Genomic DNA, 18,269 nt, shown 5'->3' with positions numbered 1-18,269 from the left:
CAACTATCAATGCACGCCGTGGCCCTTGAGGTGGGCGCCGTAGCGTTTGTCGGTGCCTTTGATGTGCTTGACCAGCCAGTCCTGCAGGAACTCGACAACCTCCTGGGTCAGGAGCATCTCGCCGGCGTTGAACTTCTCCTGCAGGCCGAGCGCCTTGTTCACCAGGTCGCGGTGCAGCTGCCGGTGGGCCTCCACCTCCGGATAGCCGGTCCTGACGAAGACTTCCTCTTCGGCGGCGAAATGGGTCCCGGTGTAGGAGATCAGCCGCTCCAATACGGAGCCGATGGCCTCCTTGCTCCGCTTCTGCTGCATGGCCTCGCTCAGCTCGTTGATCATGGCGAACAGGTTCTTGTGCTGATCGTCGAAGGTGGCGATGGAGGTGCTGTAGCTGGGATCCCAGGCGATGGCGTCGCTGAGTCGGAAATGGCCGACCAGCTCGTGCAGCTCGTCCACCTGCTGGGCCAGCTTGCTGGTCGCGGTCCTGGTGTTGCGGGCATTGTCGACGTTGCCGTTCACCACGGAGGTGATCAGCTGGATGTTCTGGGTGATCTCGCTGGTGGTCGCCGTCTGCTCCTCGGCGGCGGTGGCGATCTGGCTGATCTGCATGGAGAGGTCGTTGATCATGGACAGGATGGCTGCCAATGCCTGGCCGGAGCGGCAGGTCTCGGCGGTCCCCTCGTTGACCTGCTGGACCCCTTCGCCCATGGAGCCGACCGCGCTCCTGGTCTCGGCCTGGATCGACTTGATCATGGAGTCGATCTCCTTGGTGGCCCGTGTCGTCCTCTCGGCCAGGGCACGCACCTCGTCGGCCACCACGGCGAAGCCGCGGCCGGTCTGACCGGCGCGGGCGGCTTCAATGGCGGCGTTCAGGGCGAGCAGGTTGGTCTGGTCGGCGATGTCTTCGATGGTGCCGGCGATGGCGCCGATCTGGTCGGAGCGCTCCCCGAGGCCGGCCACCGTGGTGGAGGTGGACATCACCCGCTCGGCGATGTTCTCCATCAGCCTCGCGCTGTTGCTGACAATCTCCGCGCCGGAGGTGGTCTGGTTGGAGACCTTCTGGGCGTTCTCGGCGGCGTACAGGCAGTTGCGGGCGATGTCGCCGGAGGTGGCGGACATCTCCTCGCTGGCGGTGGCGATGGTGGCGGCCTGCAGGGCGACATCTTCGGCCGCGGAGGTCATGGCGTCGTTGGTCGCGCTCACCAGGGCAACCGAGTCCCTCACCAGTTCGGTGACCGTGAAGAACTGGTGCATGGTCTTGTTCCAGTCAGTCATCATGGCGTTGAAGGCACGGCCGAGGCGGGCACCTTCATGAGAGCCATCCTGGCCTACACGGCAGGAGAGATCGCCATGCACTGCCTTCTCCATGGCCACGGTCACTTCGTCGATGGCCAGCGTGGTCGGCCGGAACATCACCCGGCAGATGAGCGAGGATAGAAGCAGCACCGCCAGCCCCGTTATGCCGGTGGTCAGGTAGTGTCCGCCGCCGCAGCAGATGGCGGTAGCAAAGACGCTGACCGCTACAACTGTGGTATTGACGGTGATGATGCGGGTGGTAAGAGTCATTGCGTTCTCCCGGATAGCACACGAATATTGTCGAGTCATATCAGGGATAATCGTCGCTGGGAGAAGAAACTTGAGTGATGTTTTCGCTGAAGAAGAGCGCAGCAGGGTGGCGAGGCACGGGACTTCGGGCTGTAGGGGCCAGGGAGCCTGGGCGAGGACTACCGCCCGGGGCGGTGGCTCCGGCTGGCAGCGACCCTCTCGGGAAGGTGGTAGCGTGTCACTTGCGCTCGCTGAAGGGTCGGAGCGGAGAGCATCTTGCTGCCGGAGTGGGCAGGAGGCTCGGCGGACAGGGCCAGACCGCAGGAGAGAATGGTAAGCGCCAACAACATCCGTTCGGGTAAACGTTGCGTAACGTATCGTTTCACGGGCTACCTCCTCGACGGTAATTGGGGGGACAAGGAACTGATGGAGATGAGATATTTGATTGGTGTATTTTAATCTTGTGGCGGTGAAAGTCAAGAACTCTTCGTGTGGCAACGGAAAATTCCGTGATCGCTGGCCCGAGCGCTTCGGCAATGCGGGGAGAATGACGTAAATGAGCAAAATTTTTGGCAGAAAGGTGGACATTGGAGTTATATCACTTATAATGAGTTTCCAAATTTTTGGAATTCATGGGAGAAGCATGCGTAGAATCCTCAAGGTAGCGGGGAGGCAACTGGCGGGATGGGTCCTGGTGGCGCTGGTATCAGCGGCGCCGGCGGCCGCCCACGAGGGGCACTCCCACCACCAGGAGGGGGCGCCCGCACAGAAGGAGGCGCCCGCCCAGCAGCAGGCCGCGGGGCAGGTGGGTGTCGACGAGCGGCTGGGAGGGAAGATCCCGCTGGAGCTCACCTTCCGGGACGAGGCAGGTCAGGCGAGGAGGCTCTCCGAGCTGATCACCGGCCCCACCATCATCCTCCCGGTTTACTACCGCTGCAGCAACGTCTGCAACGACCTGCAGTGGGAGCTGGCCCGGGTGCTCCCCTCGGTGGGGCGGACGCCGGGGACCGACTACCGGGTCCTCTCGGTGAGCATCGACGAGGCCGAGACCCAACAGATGGCGGCCTCCAGCAGCAAGATGTATCTGGACAGGCTGGGGAAATCCTTCCCGCCAGCCGGTTGGCGCTTCCTGACCGGGGACAAGGCCGCCATCCAGCGGCTGATGGGATCCGCCGGCTACAGTTTCCAGCGCCGGGGGGCCGAGTTCATGCACCCGGTCGCCTGCTTCGTGGTCTCGGCCGACGGCACCATCGTCCGCTACCTGTACGGCACCAACTTCCTGGCCAAGGACCTCACCCTCGCCTTCATCGAGGCGGGGCAGGGGAAGGTCGGTACCAGCGTCAAGAAGCTGGTCAACTACTGCTTCAGCTTTGACCCGCAGCGTAGGAGCTACCAGTTCAACCTGCTGAGGGTCAGCGCCACCGTGGTGATCCTCTGCTGCGGCACATTTCTGAGTTACCTGCTGTTCACCGGCAGAAAAGGTAAAAGACGTTTTTCGGGGGGTAAATGAGTCTGGCGGAATCAAATGCAGCGGTGGCGGGAGGCTTCTGGCGGGACACCGGTAAAACCGGGATCACCTCCTGGATTTTTTCCACGGATCACAAGCGGATCGGGCTGATGTACCTCTACTCGGTGCTGGGCTTCTTCCTGGTCGGCGTGCTCCTGGGACTCCTGCTGCGCCTCGAGCTGATCGCCCCCGGCAGGACCATCATGGGGCCCAGCACCTACAACGCGACCTTCACCGTGCACGGCGTGGTGATGATCTTCCTGTTCATCATCCCGGGCATCCCGGCCTCCTTCGGCAACCTGGTGATGCCGATCCAGATCGGGGCCCGCGACGTCGCCTTCCCGCGCCTGAACCTCTTCTCCTACTGGCTGTACGCCATCGGGGCCCTGATCGTCCTGACCGCCCTCTTCACGGGGGGCGGCGCACCCGACACCGGCTGGACCTTCTACGTCCCTTTCAGCGCCAGGACCGGCACCAACGTCTCGCTCGCCGTCTTCGGCGTCTTCGTTCTCGGCTTCTCCTCCATCCTGACCGGCATCAACTTCGTGACCACCATCCACCGCTTGCGGGCCGAAGGGATGAACTGGGGGAGGCTGCCGCTTTTCACCTGGTCCCTGTACGCCACCGCCTGGGTGCAGATCCTGGCCACACCCATCATCGCCATCACCCTGGTGCTGGTGATCTGCGAGCGGACGCTCCACCTGGGGCTCTTCGACCCGGGCAAAGGTGGCGACCCGGTCATGTACCAGCACCTGTTCTGGATCTATTCCCACCCGGCGGTCTACATCATGGTGCTGCCGGCCATGGGGGTGATCTCCGAGGTGATACCGGTCTTCTCCAGGAAGCCCATCTTCGGCTACAAGATGATCGCCTTCTCCAGTATCGCCATTGCCCTGGCCGGTTCGCTGGTCTGGGGACACCACATGTACACCTCCGGCATGAGCGACACCGCCATCCTGGTCTTCTCCTTCCTCACCTTCATCGTCGCCATTCCCTCGGCCATCAAGGTCTTCAACTGGGTCTCCACCCTCTACAAGGGCTCGATCTCGCTGGAGGCGCCCATGCTGTTCGCGCTCTCCTTCATCCTGCTCTTCTCCATCGGCGGGCTGGGGGGGCTGATCCTGGGGGCGGCCGCCACCGACATTCACGTGCACGACACCCACTTCGTGGTCGGCCATTTCCACTATGTGATGTTCGGGGGGGCAGGTTTTGCCTTCTTCGCCGCCGCACACTACTGGCTCCCCAAGTTCTACGGGCGAAAGTACAAGGAGAAGCCGGCCATCATCGGCTGGACGCTGATGTTCATCGGCTTCAACATCACCTACTTCACCATGCAGGTGCTGGGGATGAAGGGAATGCCGCGGCGCTACTACGACTATCTCCCGGAGTTCGCGCCACTTAACCTGCTCTCCACCGTGGGCTCCTGGATCATGGTCGCCGGCATCATCATCGTGGTGGTCAACCTGTGGCGGGGGCTTTTCAAGGGGGAGCCGATTACCGGGGAGAACCCCTGGGGGGGCGCCACCCTCGAGTGGAGCATCCCCACCCCGCCCCCCACCGAGAACTTTGAAGAGGATCCGGTGGTGACCCACGGGCCCTACGACTTCAAGGGGGTGGAGAGGTCATGAGTCATGCGGAAGCCAAAGACAACGTCGGGGCCAAGCTCGGCATGTGGCTGTTCCTGTTCACCGAACTGCTCCTCTTCGGCGGACTGTTCATCCTCTACGCCGTCTACCTCAACCGCTATCCCCACGAGTTCGCGGCCGGCGGTCACGAGCTGAACGTGGTGTTCGGTGCCACCAACACGGTGGTGCTTTTGACCAGCTCACTGCTGGCGGCCATGTCGGTTACCGCCATCAAGCAGGGAGAAAAGCGAAACGCCATACTCCTGTTGCTGGGCACCATCGGCTGCGCCCTCATCTTCCTGGGCATCAAGTACCTGGAATGGAGCGCGAAGATCGGCCACGGCATCTATCCCGGCTCCCCCAAGCTGGGTGCGGGGCCGCCGGGTGAATCGGTCTTTTTCAGCATGTACTACCTCACCACCGGGCTGCACGGACTCCACGTGATCGTGGGGGGGGTGCTTTTGGGGTGGATCACCACCAAGATAAAGAGCGGCGCCATCAACGCGCATGACAACGTCACCGTGGAAAACGGCACCCTCTACTGGCACCTGGTGGACCTCATCTGGATATTCATCTTCCCGCTGTACTACCTGATTCTGTGATGGACGACCTATGACTACCGAGACCGCTGAGATAAAGGAGTCCGGGCACCTGCAAAGCGAGCCCCCGCACGAGCACGTCGTAAGCTACAAGAAGCTCGTCGCCGTCTGGATCGCCCTGCTGTTCCTGACCGTCACCACCGTGCTGGTTACCCGGGTTGAGCTGGGTGTCTGGAAGGTCTGGGCCGCCCTGGCCATCGCCTGCCTCAAGTCGGGGCTGGTGATCGCCATCTTCATGCACATGAAGTATGAGCCGCGCCTGTTTCGCATCATCCTGTTCGTCGCCCTGGTGACCCTGGCGATCTTCATCGGGTTAACCTTCTTCGACGTGCTGTACCGTTAGAGGTGAGAGTGGAAAACCAGTTGCTGACAACAACCCAGGCGGTCGATCCCGTCTTCATTTTCATCCTCGGCTGCTGCTTCTTGCTGCTGCTCGGCATCACCGCGGCCATGATCTACTTCGTGATCCGTTACCACCGGTCGCGAGCGCCCCAGCCGACCTCGCAGCGGGACGGCAGCCTCTGGCTGGAGGTCGTCTGGACCGCCCTGCCGACCCTGCTGGTGATCGGCATGTTCTACTACGGCTGGTCGCGCTACCTCGTGCTGCGCGAGGTACCGACGGGAGCTCTCAAGGCCACCGCGGTGGCGCGCATGTGGTCGTGGGAGTTCCAGTACGAAAACGGCAAGACCAGTGACGTCCTGTACATCCCGGTTGGGAAACCGGTGGAGGTTGACCTCCAGTCGAAGGACGTCATCCACGGCTTCTTCATGCCCGCCTTCCGGATCAAGCGGGACGTGGTGCCGGGGATGAAGAACCACGTCTGGTTCGTGGCGGACAAGGCCGGCTCCTATGACATCTTCTGCTCGCAGTACTGCGGCACCGGCCATTCGGCCATGATCGCCAAGGCGCAGGCTCTGCCGCCTGAGCAGTTCGCGAAGTGGCTGAGCGAAACCACCAACGGCGCCGAGAACCCGGCCCATGAGCTGCTGGAGAAGTACGGCTGCCTCGGCTGTCACACCGAGGACGGCACCAAGAAGGTCGGGCCGACCTTCAAGGGGCTGTATGGCAGCAAGGTGAAGGTGACCGTGGGCGGCAAGGAGGCCGAGGTGGTGGCGGACGACGCCTACCTGCACGAATCCATCGTGGCGCCGGCGGCCAAGATCGTGGTGGGGTATCCTCCGGTAATGCCGGCGCAGACCATCCCGGAAGCGGAAGTGAAGGTGATCGTTGATTACCTCAAGAACCTGAAGTGAGGCAGCCTTGAAACTGTACCGACCACGTCTGTCGATCTTGAACGGCATCGCCGCCCTCGGGGGATACATGCTCTTTCCCGGGGAGAAGTCGGTGGCGGCGGCCTGTGCCTTGTTCGCGGGTGTCAGCCTGCTGGCGGCGGCGGGGTCGGTCTTCAACCAGGTGATGGAGCGGGACATTGATGCCCTGATGCGGCGGACGCAGGACAGGCCGCTTCCGGCGGGAGAGCTCTCCGTGCTGGCGGCGGTGGTGATCGGCTTGCTATGTGCCCTCGACGGAGGGCTGCTCCTCCTGGCCGGCGGGAAGTTTCTCCCGATGCTGATCGGTCTGCTGGCACTGGCGTGGTATCTGGCGGTTTATACCCCGATGAAGCGCCGCAGCCCGTTCGCGCTCCTGTTGGGCGCGGTATCCGGTGCGGCACCACCGGTGATCGGCTGGAGCATGGCGTCCGGAAACCCACTCGACTTCAGGATCCTGTTACTGGCGGCTGTCCTGTACCTGTGGCAGGTCCCTCATTTCTGGCTGCTGCAGCGCCGCCATGCCGATGACTACCGGCGCGCCGGCATCCCGCTTTTCAGACCGTCCGGCAACGAAACAGGCCAGATGCTGATCTGCATGGTCTGGATCACCGCCATGCTGGCGAGCGCCATGATGCTCCCCGCCTTCGGCATCGTGGGAGGCAATCCGGCGATCTGGTGTGCGATCTTCTGCATCCCTCTTGTTGTCACCGCCATAAAAGCGACCGAGCCGGCCCTTTTCACCTGCGTCAACCTCTTCCCCCTCTTCGTCACCGTCGCCGTCTGCGCCGGCAGGTAATTCCCTAGTACATCAAGAGCGACAGTAGAGGGGACAGGCTCCGCAAGGTGCCTGTCCCCCTAGCATTTGCTACTCTCAACTCTTGCCACCTCCCGCAAGCTCTCCCTCGCCCTTCGGGAGAGGGCCGGGGTGAGGGAAGCCGGCAGATGCGAAACCTTCACCCAATAAGGCAAAAAAATAGGGGTGGACGTTGCCCACCCCGCGGTTTGTTGCTGAAATGTAAGAGTTTATCCTGGGCGTGGCTTCCCTCACCCCCGCCCCTCTCCCGGGGGGCGAGGGGAGAAAAGACATCCTCTCAGATGACTCCTAATTCCTTCCCTATCCTGGTAAATACCGCTAACCCCGTGTCGAGGTCCTCCCGCGTGTGCGCGGCGCTGATCATCACCCTTATGCGCGCCTTTCCTTGCGGCACGGTCGGGAAGCCGATCGGCATCGCGAAGATGCCCGGTTCCGACTCGAACAGCATCCGCGAGAACCGCTGCGCCAGCGAAGCTTCGCCCAGCATGATGGGCGTAATGGGAGTGACGCTGGAGCCAGTGTCGAAGCCGGCCTTATTCATCCCCTCCTTGAAGTAGCGGGTATTCTCCCAGAGTTTGTCCACCAGTTCCGTGCTCTCTTCCAGCAGGTCCACTGCCGCCAGGCAGGCCGCCGTGTCGGCCGCGGTCACCGCGCTCGAGAACAGGAAGGGACGCGCCTTCTGCCTGATCCAGTCGATCACCAGTTTTTTGCCGGCGATGACACCCCCCATCACCCCGAACGCCTTGGAGAGGGTGCCGATCTCCAGGTCGAATTTCCCGTTCAGGCCGAAGTGATCGACGATGCCGCGTCCTCCACGCCCGACCACCCCTTCGCCATGAGCGTCGTCCACCATGGTCATGATGCCGTGGCGCTCGCATAGCTCATAGAGCCTATCGAGGGGAGCCATGTCGCCGTCCATAGAGAAGACCCCGTCGGAGACCAGCAGGGCGCGGCGAAACTGGCCCAGGTTCTCCCTGATCACCCGCTCGCAGTCGGTCGTGTCGCAGTGCTCGTAGACCGCCACCTTTGCCGATGAGAGCCTGCAGCCGTCGATGATGCTGGCATGGTTGAGCCGGTCGGTGAACACCACATCCCCCTTGCCGACCATGGAAGGGATGGCCGCCTGGTTGGCGCAGAAACCGGATTGGACGTAGAGGGCGTCTTCCACTCCCTTGAACGCCGCCAGGCGCGCTTCCAGCTGCCGGTGGAGTTCCAGCGTCCCGGCAATGCTGCGGACCGCAGCCGGACCCACACCCCACTTCTCGATGGCGTTTTGGGCCGCCAGCTTGAGCCGGGGGTGGTTGGCAAGCCCCAGGTAATTGTTGGTGCAGAAGTTGAGCACCTTTTTGCCATCCACCGTCATCCAGGCCCCACAGGCCGACCCGATGGTGCGGATAGTCGTTCTCAGCCCCTGCTCCTGCAGGGAGTTCATTTCATCCCTGATCCAGTCGAACTTGTCGGCCATGGCCTCACTCCCAAACCCTTTGGTTATTATCGCCTCCTTTCCACTCTCCCTCTCCCTCCGGGAGAGGGTTGGGGTGAGGGAAGCCGGCGTAGCGAAAACATCCTTCCTAATGGCACTGCCAAACCGAAAAGCCGTTCACCCTGAGCCTGTCGAAGGGGGCGTGCCACTGATACGGCTGTTGAAGCTTCCCTCACCCCCGCCCCCCTTCGGCGGACGAGCCCGGAGGGCGAGGGGAGATAGCGGCGGCTATTCCTCCACCCAATTGAGGATCACTTTCCCGGCGTTGCCCGACCCCATCACGCTGAAGCCGTCCTCGAACTGGGTGTAGTGCATGCGGTGGGTGATGATTGGGGTAAGGTCCAGCCCGATCTTGATCAGCGACTGCATGTGGTACCAGGTCTCGTACATCTCCCTGCCGTAGATCCCCCTGATGGTCAGCATGTTGAAGATCACCTTGTTCCAGTCGATGGCGAGTTCCTCCGAAGGGATTCCCAGCATGGCGATCTTCCCGCCGTGGCACATGTTGTCGAGCATGTCCCTGAAAGCGTCCCCGTTTCCCGACATCTCCAGCCCGACGTCGAACCCCTCCTTCATGCCGAGCTCCTGCCGCACCTGTGCCAGGCTCTTTTCCCGCACGTCGACCGCGAGGGTGGCACCCATCGTTTTCGCCAGTTCCAGCCGGTACGGGTTCCTGTCCGTGGTCACCACGTAGCGGGCCCCGGCGTGCCGTGCGATAGCGGTGGCCATGATGCCGATCGGGCCGGCCCCGGTGATCAAGACGTCCTCGCCCAGGGTCGGGAAGGCCAACGCGGTGTGGGTCGCGTTGCCGAAGGGGTCGAACAGGCAGAGGATGTCCATGGGGATGTTGGGATCTGCGTGCCAGACGTTGGTGACCGGTATGCAGATGTACTCGGCGAAGGCGCCCGCGCGGTTGACCCCGACACCGTTGGTGTCCTTGCAGAGATGGCGCCGCCCCGCCAGGCAGTTCCGGCACCTGCCGCAGACGATGTGCCCCTCGCCGGAGACCACGTCACCGATGTTCAGGTCGAAGACGTTGCTTCCCATGGCGACCACGCGGCCGACGAACTCGTGTCCGATTACCATCGGCACCGGGATGGTCCTCTGTGCCCACTCGTTCCAGTCCCAGATGTGGATGTCCGTGCCGCAGATGGCGGTCTTGTGCACCTTGATCAGCACGTCGTTGATGCCAACCTCAGGCACCGGCACCTCGTCCAGCCAGAGACCCGGTTTCGCATATTTCTTGACCAAAGCCTTCATCATTTTCGGCATTGAGATCGGCTCCTTTCAGAAAAAGTGATATCGGTGGTCGACCTGCATAGGGTTCCCGGGGACTGGCTCCGAAGGTGCCAGTCGCCCTTTTCCTAGCCAATTTCTACAAGAACTATAACAAGGATTGCCAGGTGGTGCGCGGAGAGGAGGATTTTGCTATCATGGGGTAGTATTCCATGACAGAAAGGAGGACGCTATGAGTGAAGTTGGAAGCTGCCCAAAACCTGAAGGCCACAAGGCCCATATGTGCCAGTTGAAGGCGGAGGGGAGGATCGAAGAGATCGATAAGCATTCGGCCAACCCCAAGTTCGCCTGCAACCGGTGCGGCGCGAAGGCTGACGACGAAGGCTACCTCTGCCAGCCCCGACAGCTGTGAGCTAACGGCCATCGAGACGCCAAAAAAGGCGGCCTCCCTGGCCGCCTTTTTCAGTTCTGTTTTCTATTCGGTTGTGATCCCTGGGGAGATCTCTTAGCCCCACTTCCTTCCCAGGTCATCGAGCGCGGCTTTCCTCAGGTCGTCCGGTGTCATCACCGGCTTGAAATCGATGGAAGCGTTGAAGTTGAGGAACCAGGGTTCGGCGAAGCGCGGGATGGCGGACGGGTCGTCGAAATTCACCACCATCATGGCGGTCCGGCAGCCGTCCTCCGCGGTGAAGTAGACCGCTTCGGCCCTGGCATCTTCGATGATCCGGTTGACGATCTTGCTGGCGTTCCCGCTCTTGAGGCTGTTATTGAACTCTGCCGTCGATATTTTGACTGTCATAAGCATGCGCATAACGATACCTCCCTTTGGTGTTGCGTTGCCTTTCATTCTAGGCTTTTGGATACCTGAGTCAACGATTTAGTCCCCACCCGGGCCAGCAAACTGAAGCTGCAATAAAAGTGGAAGACATTAATTGTGTTAAGCTTTCTGTTATGAAGTTCGAGGGCAAGCCAGCAGTAATAGAATACAGAGTACTGCGAGAGAAAAGTGGGAGGAGATTCATGGATCTGCGCAAGACACACAGTACCATCCTCAACGAGGGAGATCCCGAAAAGAAACGAGCTGAGATATTAGAGTATTTTCACGCCACCTATGACATAGATGAGAAGCTCTATGAGACCCTCAGTGAGGAAGCATCGTTTTACCTGAGGGCCGACCGGCTGCGGCATCCGCTCATCTTCTACCTCGGCCACACGGCGTCCTTCTTCATAAACAAGCTGATCATCGGCCGGGTGATAACCGAGCGCGTCAATCCCCGCTTCGAATCCCTCTTCGCGGTCGGCGTCGACGAGATGTCCTGGGACGACCTCGATTCCGCCCACTACGACTGGCCGACCTCCGACGAGGTCCTGCAGTTCCGCCGCCGGGTCCGCACGGTGGTTGACGAGGTGATCCGCACCCTGCCGCTCAACCTCCCCATCACCTGGGACAACCCCTTCTGGGCGGTCATGATGGGGATCGAGCACGAGCGGATCCACCTGGAGACCTCCTCGGTGCTGATCCGCCAGCTGCCGCTCGACAAGGTCCGCCGCCACGAGCTGTGGGAGATCTGCCGCGAAGCCGGCGAGGCGCCGGTGAACGAGCTGATCCAGGTCCCGGGCGGGAAGGTGGTGCTGGGCAAAGACGACAGCCACCCCCTCTACGGCTGGGATAACGAGTACGGGCACCACGAGGCGACGGTGGAGACCTTCGCCGCCTCCAAGTACCTGGTCTCCAACCGCGAGTTCCTGGAGTTCGTGCAAGACGGCGGCTACCGTGAGCAAAAGTGGTGGACCGAGGAGGGGTGGAACTGGCGCAACTTCAAGCAGGCCGACTTCCCGCTCTTCTGGGTGCGCCGAGAGGAGGGGTGGGGGCTTCGGACCATGCTGGAGGTGATCGATCTCCCGTGGAACTGGCCGGTGGAGGTCAATTACCTGGAGGCGAAGGCGTTTTGCAACTGGAAAGCGGCCAAAAGCGGCAAGCCGATCCGCCTGCCGAGCGAGGACGAATGGAACCGCCTGCGCGACCTGGCCGCCATCCCGGACCCCCAGGGGTGGGACAAGGCCCCGGGCAACATCAACCTTGAATACTGGGCCTCCTCCTGCCCGGTTGACCGCTTTCAATTTGGCAGTTTTTTCGATATCCTCGGCAACGCCTGGCAGTGGACGGAGACCCCGATCTATCCCTTCCAGGGATTCAAGATCCACCCGTGGTACGACGACTTCTCGACCCCCACCTTCGACGGCAGGCATAACCTGATCAAGGGTGGCTCCTGGATCTCGACCGGCAACGAGGCGACCCGGGAAGCGCGCTACGCCTTCCGGCGCCACTTCTTCCAGCACGCAGGCTTCCGCTACGTGGAGAGCGCCACGTCGGTGGACGTGCATGAGAACCCGTACGAGACCGACGCGCTGGCCGCGCAGTATATAGATGCCCACTATGGCCCCGAGCACTTCGGCGTCCCCAACTTCGCCAAGGCCTGCGCCGACCTCTGCCTTGAAGTCACCCGCGGGCGCGCCAGGGGAAGTGCTCTCGACGTCGGCTGCGCGGTGGGTCGGGCGAGCTTCGAATTGGCTCGTGGTTTCGACCGGGTCACCGGCCTCGATTTCTCCAGCCGCTTCTTCAGGCTGGCCGCCGGCATGCAGGAGGAGGGATACCTGCGCTACGCGCTCGTCGAGGAGGGCGAGGTGCTCTCCTACCATGAGCTCGACCTCGCCGACCTGGGACTCGACGGCCTGCGGGACAAGGTCCAGTTCTACCAGGCGGACGCCTGCAACCTGCCGGACAAGTTCACCGGTTATGACCTGGTGCTGGCCGCCAACCTGCTGGACCGCATCTACTGCCCGAGGGACTTTCTGGCCGACATCCGGCGCAGGCTGAACCCCGGCGGCCTGCTGGTCATCGCCACCCCCTACAGCTGGTCCGAGGAGTACGCCAAGAAGGAGCAGTGGCTGGGCGGCTACCGCGAGGCGGGTGAGAACGTCCTCGGACTGGACGGCCTGAAGGCCGAGCTGTCGCCGCACTTCCGGATGCTGGGCGAGCCGCGCGATCTACCTTTCGTGATCCGGGAGACCCGCAGGAAGTTCCAGCACACCATCGCGGAGCTTACCGTATGGGAGCTTAAATGAAGGGAAACACCGATCTTATCTCAATTGGAGAGTAAATGACGGAAACCGACGCCACCGGACAGTACTTTAACTTCGACGAAATCATAGACCGGCGGGGCACCGCGAGCGAGAAGTGGGACAAGTACCAGGGGAGGGACATCATCCCGCTCTGGGTTGCCGATATGGACTTCCGCTCGCCGCCCGCCATCATCCAGGCCCTTCAGGAGCGGGTGAGCCACGGTGTTTTCGGCTATACACATCCCCCGGAGGGACTGAGCGAGGCGGTGCAGGACTCCCTGCTGGCGGAGTATGGCTGGCGGGTGGAAAAAGAATGGATAACGTGGCTCCCCGGCCTGGTCACCGGCCTCAACGTGAGTTGCCGGGCGGTGGGAGGACCGGACGACGAGGTGATCACCTTCACCCCGGTGTACCCCCCGTTCATGTCCGCGCCCCCGCTGTCCGGCCGAAAAGCCGTCAAGGTCCCGCTCCGGCAGCAGGAAGACCGCTGGGAGTTGGACTTGGATGCGCTGGAAGCATCTGCCACTCCGGCAACAAAGCTTCTGCTGCTGTGCAGTCCCCACAACCCTGTCGGCCGGGTCTGGACAAGGGGGGAACTCGCCGACCTTGCCGACTTTGCCGAAAGGCACGACCTGGTGATCTGCAGCGACGACATCCACGCAGGTCTGGTGCTGGATGAAAACGTCCGTCACATTCCGATCGCGACCCTCTCCGAGGAGGTCGCCCGCCGGACCATAACTCTGCTCGCACCCAGCAAGACCTTCAACATCCCCGGTCTTGGCTGCTCCTTCGCGATCATCTCCGACGATAGCCTGAGGCGCGCTTTCCGGAAGGCGATGGGGAGGATCGTGCCGCACGTGAACCTGCTGGGGTACACGGCGGCCGAGGCGGCGTACCGCCACTGCGAGGGGTGGAGAGGGGAGTTGATCGAATATCTGCGGGGAAACCGTGACCTTGTCGCCCGGGAGGTGCGCGCCATGCCGGGCCTGAGCGTGGCGCATGTCGAGGCCACCTATCTGTCCTGGATCGACGTGCGTGCCACCGGCATAGAGGATCCGGTGGCCTTCTTTGAAGAGGCGGGAGTAGGGCTTTCGGGCGGAGCCGATTTCGGCCTCCCCGGCTTCGTCAGGCTGAACTTCGGCTGTCCCCGGCCGCTGCTTGAGGAAGCGTTACGGCGGATGCGAAAGGCTCTAACCCCATCCTCACCCTGTCCCTCCCCTTGAAGGGGAGGGACGTAGAGGGGGACACTCACCGAAAAAATGAGGGGACTGGCTCCGAAGGTGCCAGTCCCCTTATGTTCAGATCAGGATCAGGTTTTTCAGTTAGCTGTTATCCCTTTCATCCTGTTCATCCCTGTTACTAAAGCCTTTGCTTCGTTTTAGCCTTAGCCGTTTCCCCTCCATCCCCTTCATCCCTGTTGAAAAAGCCTTTGCCTCTACCCGAAGATCCTGTTCTCCTGTTCGCAAACCCGGATGAAGGTCGTTCGCTTAGTCAATTCCTTGAGCGCCGAGGCGCCCACGTAGGTGCAGGCTGAGCGCACGCCCCCCAGGATTTCCCTCACCGTATCCTCGATGGGCCCACGGTAGGGGACCTCCACCGTTTTACCCTCGGAAGCCCGGTAGGGCGCCACCCCCCCGGCATGCTTTTCCATCGCGGTAACCGAGCTCATCCCGTAGAAGAGCTTGAACTGCCTCCCCGCCCGCTCCAGAAGCTGCCCACCGCACTCGTCATGCCCGGCGAACATCCCACCGAGCATCACGAAATCGGCGCCTCCCCCGAATGCCTTGGCCACGTCGCCCGGACAGGTGCAGCCGCCATCGGAGATGATCCTCCCGCCCAGCCCGTGTGCCGCGTCAGCGCACTCGATCACCGCCGAAAGCTGCGGGTAGCCCACCCCCGACTTCACCCGGGTGGTGCAGACCGAGCCCGGCCCGATCCCGACCTTGACCACGTCGGCACCGGACAGGATCAACTCCTCCACCATTTCCCCCGTTACCACGTTGCCGGCCACGATGCTCTTGGTTGGGAAGGCTTCACGAACCTTCCTCACGTAATCCACGAAGCTCTCGGAGTAGCCGTTGGCGACATCGATGCATATGAAGTGAAGCTGGGGATGCTTGCTAATGATCTTGCACAGCTTTTCGAAGTCGGCGGGGGAGGTGCCGGTGCTGACCATGATGCGGGGATAGATGGCGTCGGACTTGCCATTCAGATAGGCGTCCCAATCGTCCGGAGAGTAGTGCTTGTGGAGAGCTGTCAGCATCTGGTGGCTGGCGAGCACCTCGGCAACTTCAAAAGTACCGGTGGTGTCCATGTTGGCGGCGATGATGGGAACGCCGCTCCACTCCAGCTTGCTGTGCAGGAACTTGAAGGTCCTCTGCAGGTCCACCTGCGAGCGGCTTTTCAAATTCGACCTCTTCGGCCTGATCAGCACATCGGAGAACCCTAGCTTGAGATCTGTTTCCACGAACATGAGGACCTCCTCTCAGCGGGGCCAATTAAAAGGGTATCCCCAAAGCTCGGCCTGTACAAGTGAGATGTGAGGTCCCAGGCAGACGAGGGGGACTGGTACCTATGGAGCCGGCCCCCGGTAGAATGGTATCCTTTGCGCGTGAGGGGCCGCTGTGCTAGAGTGCCGGCCGGGGGTGACACATGCACGAGCAGGACCGGCTGCGTCGCAAGCGCTGGATGATCTTCGTCATCCTCGCCCTTGCCTACATCCTGGTTTATTTCTACCGCGTCTCGTTGGCAGTGGTGGCGGCGGACGTCTCCAGGGACCTGCGCCTTTCGCCGGCCCAACTCGGCTCTCTTTCCAGCATCCTCTTCTACGTCTATGCCGCCGCGCAGATCCCGCTCGGGCCGATGATCGACCGGCTGGGGAGCCGGGTGGTGATCAGCGGATGCGGCGTGCTCACCGCCATCGGAGGCATTGTCTTCTCCCAGGCGGGAAGCTTGGGCACCGCCATGGCCGGCCGTGTCCTGATCGGCATCGGTACCGCCTCCGTGTTGATGGCGTCGCTTGCCATCTTCAGCCACTGGTTCACCAAGCAGGAGTTCGGCAGGCTGTCCGGCTTCATGGTGGCGGTGGGGAACCTGGGAAACCTGGCGGGGACGGCGCCCCTTGCCCTGGCGGTAGCGCTGGTGGGATGGCGGAATTCTTTCCTGGGGATCGGGATATGGCAGGCGGTGGTTACCGTGCTGGTGTTCTGGCTGGTGAGGGACCGGCCGCCTCATGACCCGGCGGTGCACGGTGGGCACCCGGCGCCGATGGGGATGGTGGAGGCGTGGAAGCAGATCTTCGGCAACCGCGACTTCTGGCTTTTGAGTGCCGCCGCCTTTGCCTGGTACGGCAACTACCTGGCGGTGCAGGGGCTGTGGGGCGGTCCCTACCTGATGGAGGTGCTGAAGTTGAGCCGGGTGCAGACCGGGAGGATGCTGATGTGCACCTCGCTCGGCTTCATTGTGGGGAGCCTCTTCACCGACAGCATCGCCCGGAAGGTCCTGCACTCCTACAAGAAAACCCTGCTCTTCGGGCTGGTGGGTCTGTTGGTCCTGATGGCCGCCTTCCTTGGCCTGGCGGAGATGCTCCCCCTCCCGGTGCTGGCGGCGCTCTTCTTCATGCTGGGGCTGGCGGTTTCCAGCGGGGTGATGATCTACCCGATCATCCGCTCCATGTTCCCGGTGCGCATCGTGGGGACCGGGCTTACCTCGCTGAACTTCTTCGTGTTGATGGGAGCCGCTTCCATGCAGCAGATCATGGGGGTGGTGATAGGATCCTTCAAGAAGATGACGCCGGCCTTACCGGCAGAGGCGTTCCACGCCGCGTTCCTGTTTCCCATCGCCACCCTTGCGGTCGCCATCGGTCTCTTCGCCTTCGCCAACGACTACTGGGAAAAGTGATCCGTAGGCCATTTTTACCCTCGCCCCTTCAGGGGCGTGTCCGCCGTAGCCGATATGGCGAAGGGGGGAGAGGGTGCCTGAAGGGCGGGTGAGGGAGGGATTAAAGCAGTTCTTTCACCGCCTCCCGGAAGGCGTCCAGCGTCTTCGCCCTGGTCAGCTTCTTCAGCTCGCGCTCGAGCTCATGGTCCACCACGTTCGATACCACTCCCTTAACCTTCCCCAGCACCTGGGCGTCGCCGCAGAATAGCTTGCAGTAGCGGGGCAACAGATCGGAGAGATAGCGGTAGAGCATGGCTTTCCTCTCGGCCAGTTCTGGCTCCGCGTCGGCCCTCCCCCGCAACCTCTCGAACAGCATCGGCTCCCCGATCCCTCCCCTTCCCAGCATCAGCCCCGCCGCCCCCGTCTCCTTCAGGATACGCAGTCCGAAAGCGCTGCCCCTGATGTCGCCGTTGGCGATCACCGGGATAGCGGTACGTTGCACCACCTCAGCGGTGATGGCGTGGTCCGCCAGCCCGTTGTAGGCCTGGCGCACCGTGCGCGGGTGCAGCACCAGGAAGTCGACCTTGGCGGATTCGAAGAGCGGCAGCAGCGAGAAAATCTGCTGGTGGTCGTCGTACCCCGCACGCAGCTTGACCGAAAAGCTGCCGGAGATGGTCTCACGCAGCGCCGGGATGATCTCCTCGAGGAGTTCCGGCTTCTTCAGCATCCCGCCGCCAGTGAGCCCGCTGGTCATGCGGCCGTAGGGGCAGCCCATGTTCAGGTTGATGTGCACAGCCCCCGCCTTCTGGGCGGTCTGGGCCGCGGCCACCAGGGCGTCGCGCCCGTGACCGATCAGCTGCACGATGAGCGGCACGCCGTTCTCCTCCGGGCTAATCTCCCGCAGGTCGGAGGGCATCAGGCGCTTCCTCTCGGAGGAGGCATTCACCCGCATGAACTCCGTGCAGACCGAGTCGGGCCTGACCCAGTCGATGAACAGCGAGCGCAGCGCGCGGTTGGTGAGCCCCTGCATGGGCGCCAGCATGAGCGGCGTCACCCCGGGAAGCCAGGGGAGCTTAGAGCCGGCGGAAAAACCGGCGGTGGGCAAATTTGTATCCATGGTCGTCATAGTCACTTTGCTAACAGGAAAGTCTTACATCAATACTTCCCTCGCCCCTTTATCCCGCCCTCC

At 62.2% G+C, this 18,269-nt stretch carries 17 protein-coding genes; 10 read left to right on the top strand and 7 right to left on the bottom strand.

Features of this window, described 5'->3' with window-relative positions; all coding sequences use genetic code 11:
• Nucleotides 1-6: 6 nt before the first annotated feature.
• Together VJ604_RS02350 and VJ604_RS02345 are read right to left on the bottom strand one after the other, a co-directional pair.
• Nucleotides 7-1,563, bottom strand: coding sequence for a bacteriohemerythrin (locus VJ604_RS02350; RefSeq protein WP_324079781.1), 1,557 nt, complete (start codon nt 1,561-1,563; stop codon nt 7-9).
• 158 nt (nt 1,564-1,721) lie between these two features.
• Complete coding sequence (locus VJ604_RS02345) at nt 1,722-1,928, bottom strand: hypothetical protein (RefSeq protein WP_324079780.1); 207 nt, start codon at nt 1,926-1,928, stop codon at nt 1,722-1,724.
• Between the two features lie 257 nt (nt 1,929-2,185).
• Here VJ604_RS02345 and VJ604_RS02340 point away from each other — a divergent pair, with 257 nt between their 5' ends.
• The 6 genes from VJ604_RS02340 to VJ604_RS02315 are packed head-to-tail and all read left to right on the top strand — an operon-like array spanning nt 2,186 to nt 7,341.
• On the top strand, nt 2,186-3,052 hold the full coding sequence (locus tag VJ604_RS02340) for an SCO family protein (RefSeq protein ID WP_324079779.1): 867 nt from the start codon (nt 2,186-2,188) through the stop codon (nt 3,050-3,052).
• Nucleotides 3,049-4,677 carry a cytochrome c oxidase subunit I gene (ctaD, locus tag VJ604_RS02335; RefSeq protein WP_324079778.1) on the top strand — a complete coding sequence of 543 codons (1,629 nt, stop codon included), beginning with the start codon at nt 3,049-3,051 and terminating at the stop codon, nt 4,675-4,677. Before VJ604_RS02340 ends, ctaD begins: the two co-directional genes overlap by 4 nt.
• Nucleotides 4,674-5,276: a cytochrome c oxidase subunit 3 family protein gene (locus VJ604_RS02330; protein WP_324079777.1), complete on the top strand. Its 603-nt coding sequence runs from the start codon at nt 4,674-4,676 to the stop codon at nt 5,274-5,276. Before ctaD ends, VJ604_RS02330 begins: the two co-directional genes overlap by 4 nt.
• Nucleotides 5,277-5,286: 10 nt before the next feature.
• Nucleotides 5,287-5,616, top strand: coding sequence for a cytochrome C oxidase subunit IV family protein (locus tag VJ604_RS02325; RefSeq protein WP_324079776.1), 330 nt, complete (start codon nt 5,287-5,289; stop codon nt 5,614-5,616).
• A gap of 8 nt (nt 5,617-5,624) precedes the next feature.
• Nucleotides 5,625-6,527, top strand: coding sequence for a cytochrome c oxidase subunit II (gene coxB, locus VJ604_RS02320; RefSeq protein WP_324079775.1), 903 nt, complete (start codon nt 5,625-5,627; stop codon nt 6,525-6,527).
• 7 nt (nt 6,528-6,534) lie between these two features.
• Complete coding sequence (locus VJ604_RS02315) at nt 6,535-7,341, top strand: protoheme IX farnesyltransferase (protein WP_324079774.1); 807 nt, start codon at nt 6,535-6,537, stop codon at nt 7,339-7,341.
• A 295-nt stretch (nt 7,342-7,636) separates the two neighbouring features.
• On the opposite strand, the gene VJ604_RS02310 is transcribed toward VJ604_RS02315, so the two are convergent.
• Together VJ604_RS02310 and tdh are read right to left on the bottom strand one after the other, a co-directional pair.
• The gene (locus VJ604_RS02310; protein ID WP_324079773.1) at nt 7,637-8,824 is read right to left on the bottom strand and encodes a glycine C-acetyltransferase; all 1,188 of its coding nucleotides are present in this window, start codon (nt 8,822-8,824) and stop codon (nt 7,637-7,639) included.
• A 246-nt stretch (nt 8,825-9,070) separates the two neighbouring features.
• Nucleotides 9,071-10,114, bottom strand: a complete 1,044-nt coding sequence (gene tdh / locus VJ604_RS02305) for an L-threonine 3-dehydrogenase (protein ID WP_324079772.1) — start codon at nt 10,112-10,114, stop codon at nt 9,071-9,073.
• Nucleotides 10,115-10,310: 196 nt separating this feature from the next.
• Between tdh and VJ604_RS02300 the strand changes: the two genes are divergently transcribed.
• A complete protein-coding gene (locus VJ604_RS02300) occupies nt 10,311-10,490 on the top strand; it encodes a hypothetical protein (RefSeq protein WP_324079771.1) in 180 nt (59 codons plus the stop codon).
• A 93-nt stretch (nt 10,491-10,583) separates the two neighbouring features.
• On the opposite strand, the gene VJ604_RS02295 is transcribed toward VJ604_RS02300, so the two are convergent.
• Nucleotides 10,584-10,877 carry a DUF3303 family protein gene (locus VJ604_RS02295; protein ID WP_324079770.1) on the bottom strand — a complete coding sequence of 98 codons (294 nt, stop codon included), beginning with the start codon at nt 10,875-10,877 and terminating at the stop codon, nt 10,584-10,586.
• Between the two features lie 221 nt (nt 10,878-11,098).
• Between VJ604_RS02295 and ovoA the strand changes: the two genes are divergently transcribed.
• Nucleotides 11,099-13,204, top strand: a complete 2,106-nt coding sequence (gene ovoA, locus VJ604_RS02290) for a 5-histidylcysteine sulfoxide synthase (protein WP_324079769.1) — start codon at nt 11,099-11,101, stop codon at nt 13,202-13,204.
• Between the two features lie 35 nt (nt 13,205-13,239).
• Complete coding sequence (locus VJ604_RS02285) at nt 13,240-14,424, top strand: MalY/PatB family protein (RefSeq protein ID WP_324079768.1); 1,185 nt, start codon at nt 13,240-13,242, stop codon at nt 14,422-14,424.
• A 212-nt stretch (nt 14,425-14,636) separates the two neighbouring features.
• Here the strand turns inward: VJ604_RS02285 and VJ604_RS02280 are convergent, their stop codons facing one another.
• On the bottom strand, nt 14,637-15,674 hold the full coding sequence (locus tag VJ604_RS02280; RefSeq protein WP_324079767.1) for a GMP reductase: 1,038 nt from the start codon (nt 15,672-15,674) through the stop codon (nt 14,637-14,639).
• Between the two features lie 179 nt (nt 15,675-15,853).
• Between VJ604_RS02280 and VJ604_RS02275 the strand changes: the two genes are divergently transcribed.
• Nucleotides 15,854-17,101: an MFS transporter gene (locus VJ604_RS02275; protein ID WP_324079766.1), complete on the top strand. Its 1,248-nt coding sequence runs from the start codon at nt 15,854-15,856 to the stop codon at nt 17,099-17,101.
• 100 nt (nt 17,102-17,201) lie between these two features.
• Here the strand turns inward: VJ604_RS02275 and VJ604_RS02270 are convergent, their stop codons facing one another.
• Nucleotides 17,202-18,197 carry a tRNA dihydrouridine synthase gene (locus VJ604_RS02270; RefSeq protein WP_324079765.1) on the bottom strand — a complete coding sequence of 332 codons (996 nt, stop codon included), beginning with the start codon at nt 18,195-18,197 and terminating at the stop codon, nt 17,202-17,204.
• Nucleotides 18,198-18,269 lie beyond the last annotated feature (72 nt).

Origin of the sequence: Geomonas sp. (genome assembly GCF_035254065.1) — a bacterium.
Lineage (GTDB): Bacteria > Desulfobacterota > Desulfuromonadia > Geobacterales > Geobacteraceae > Geomonas.
The sequence above is the reverse complement of the archived record's forward strand: the minus strand, read 5'-3'. Positions and strand labels throughout refer to the sequence as shown.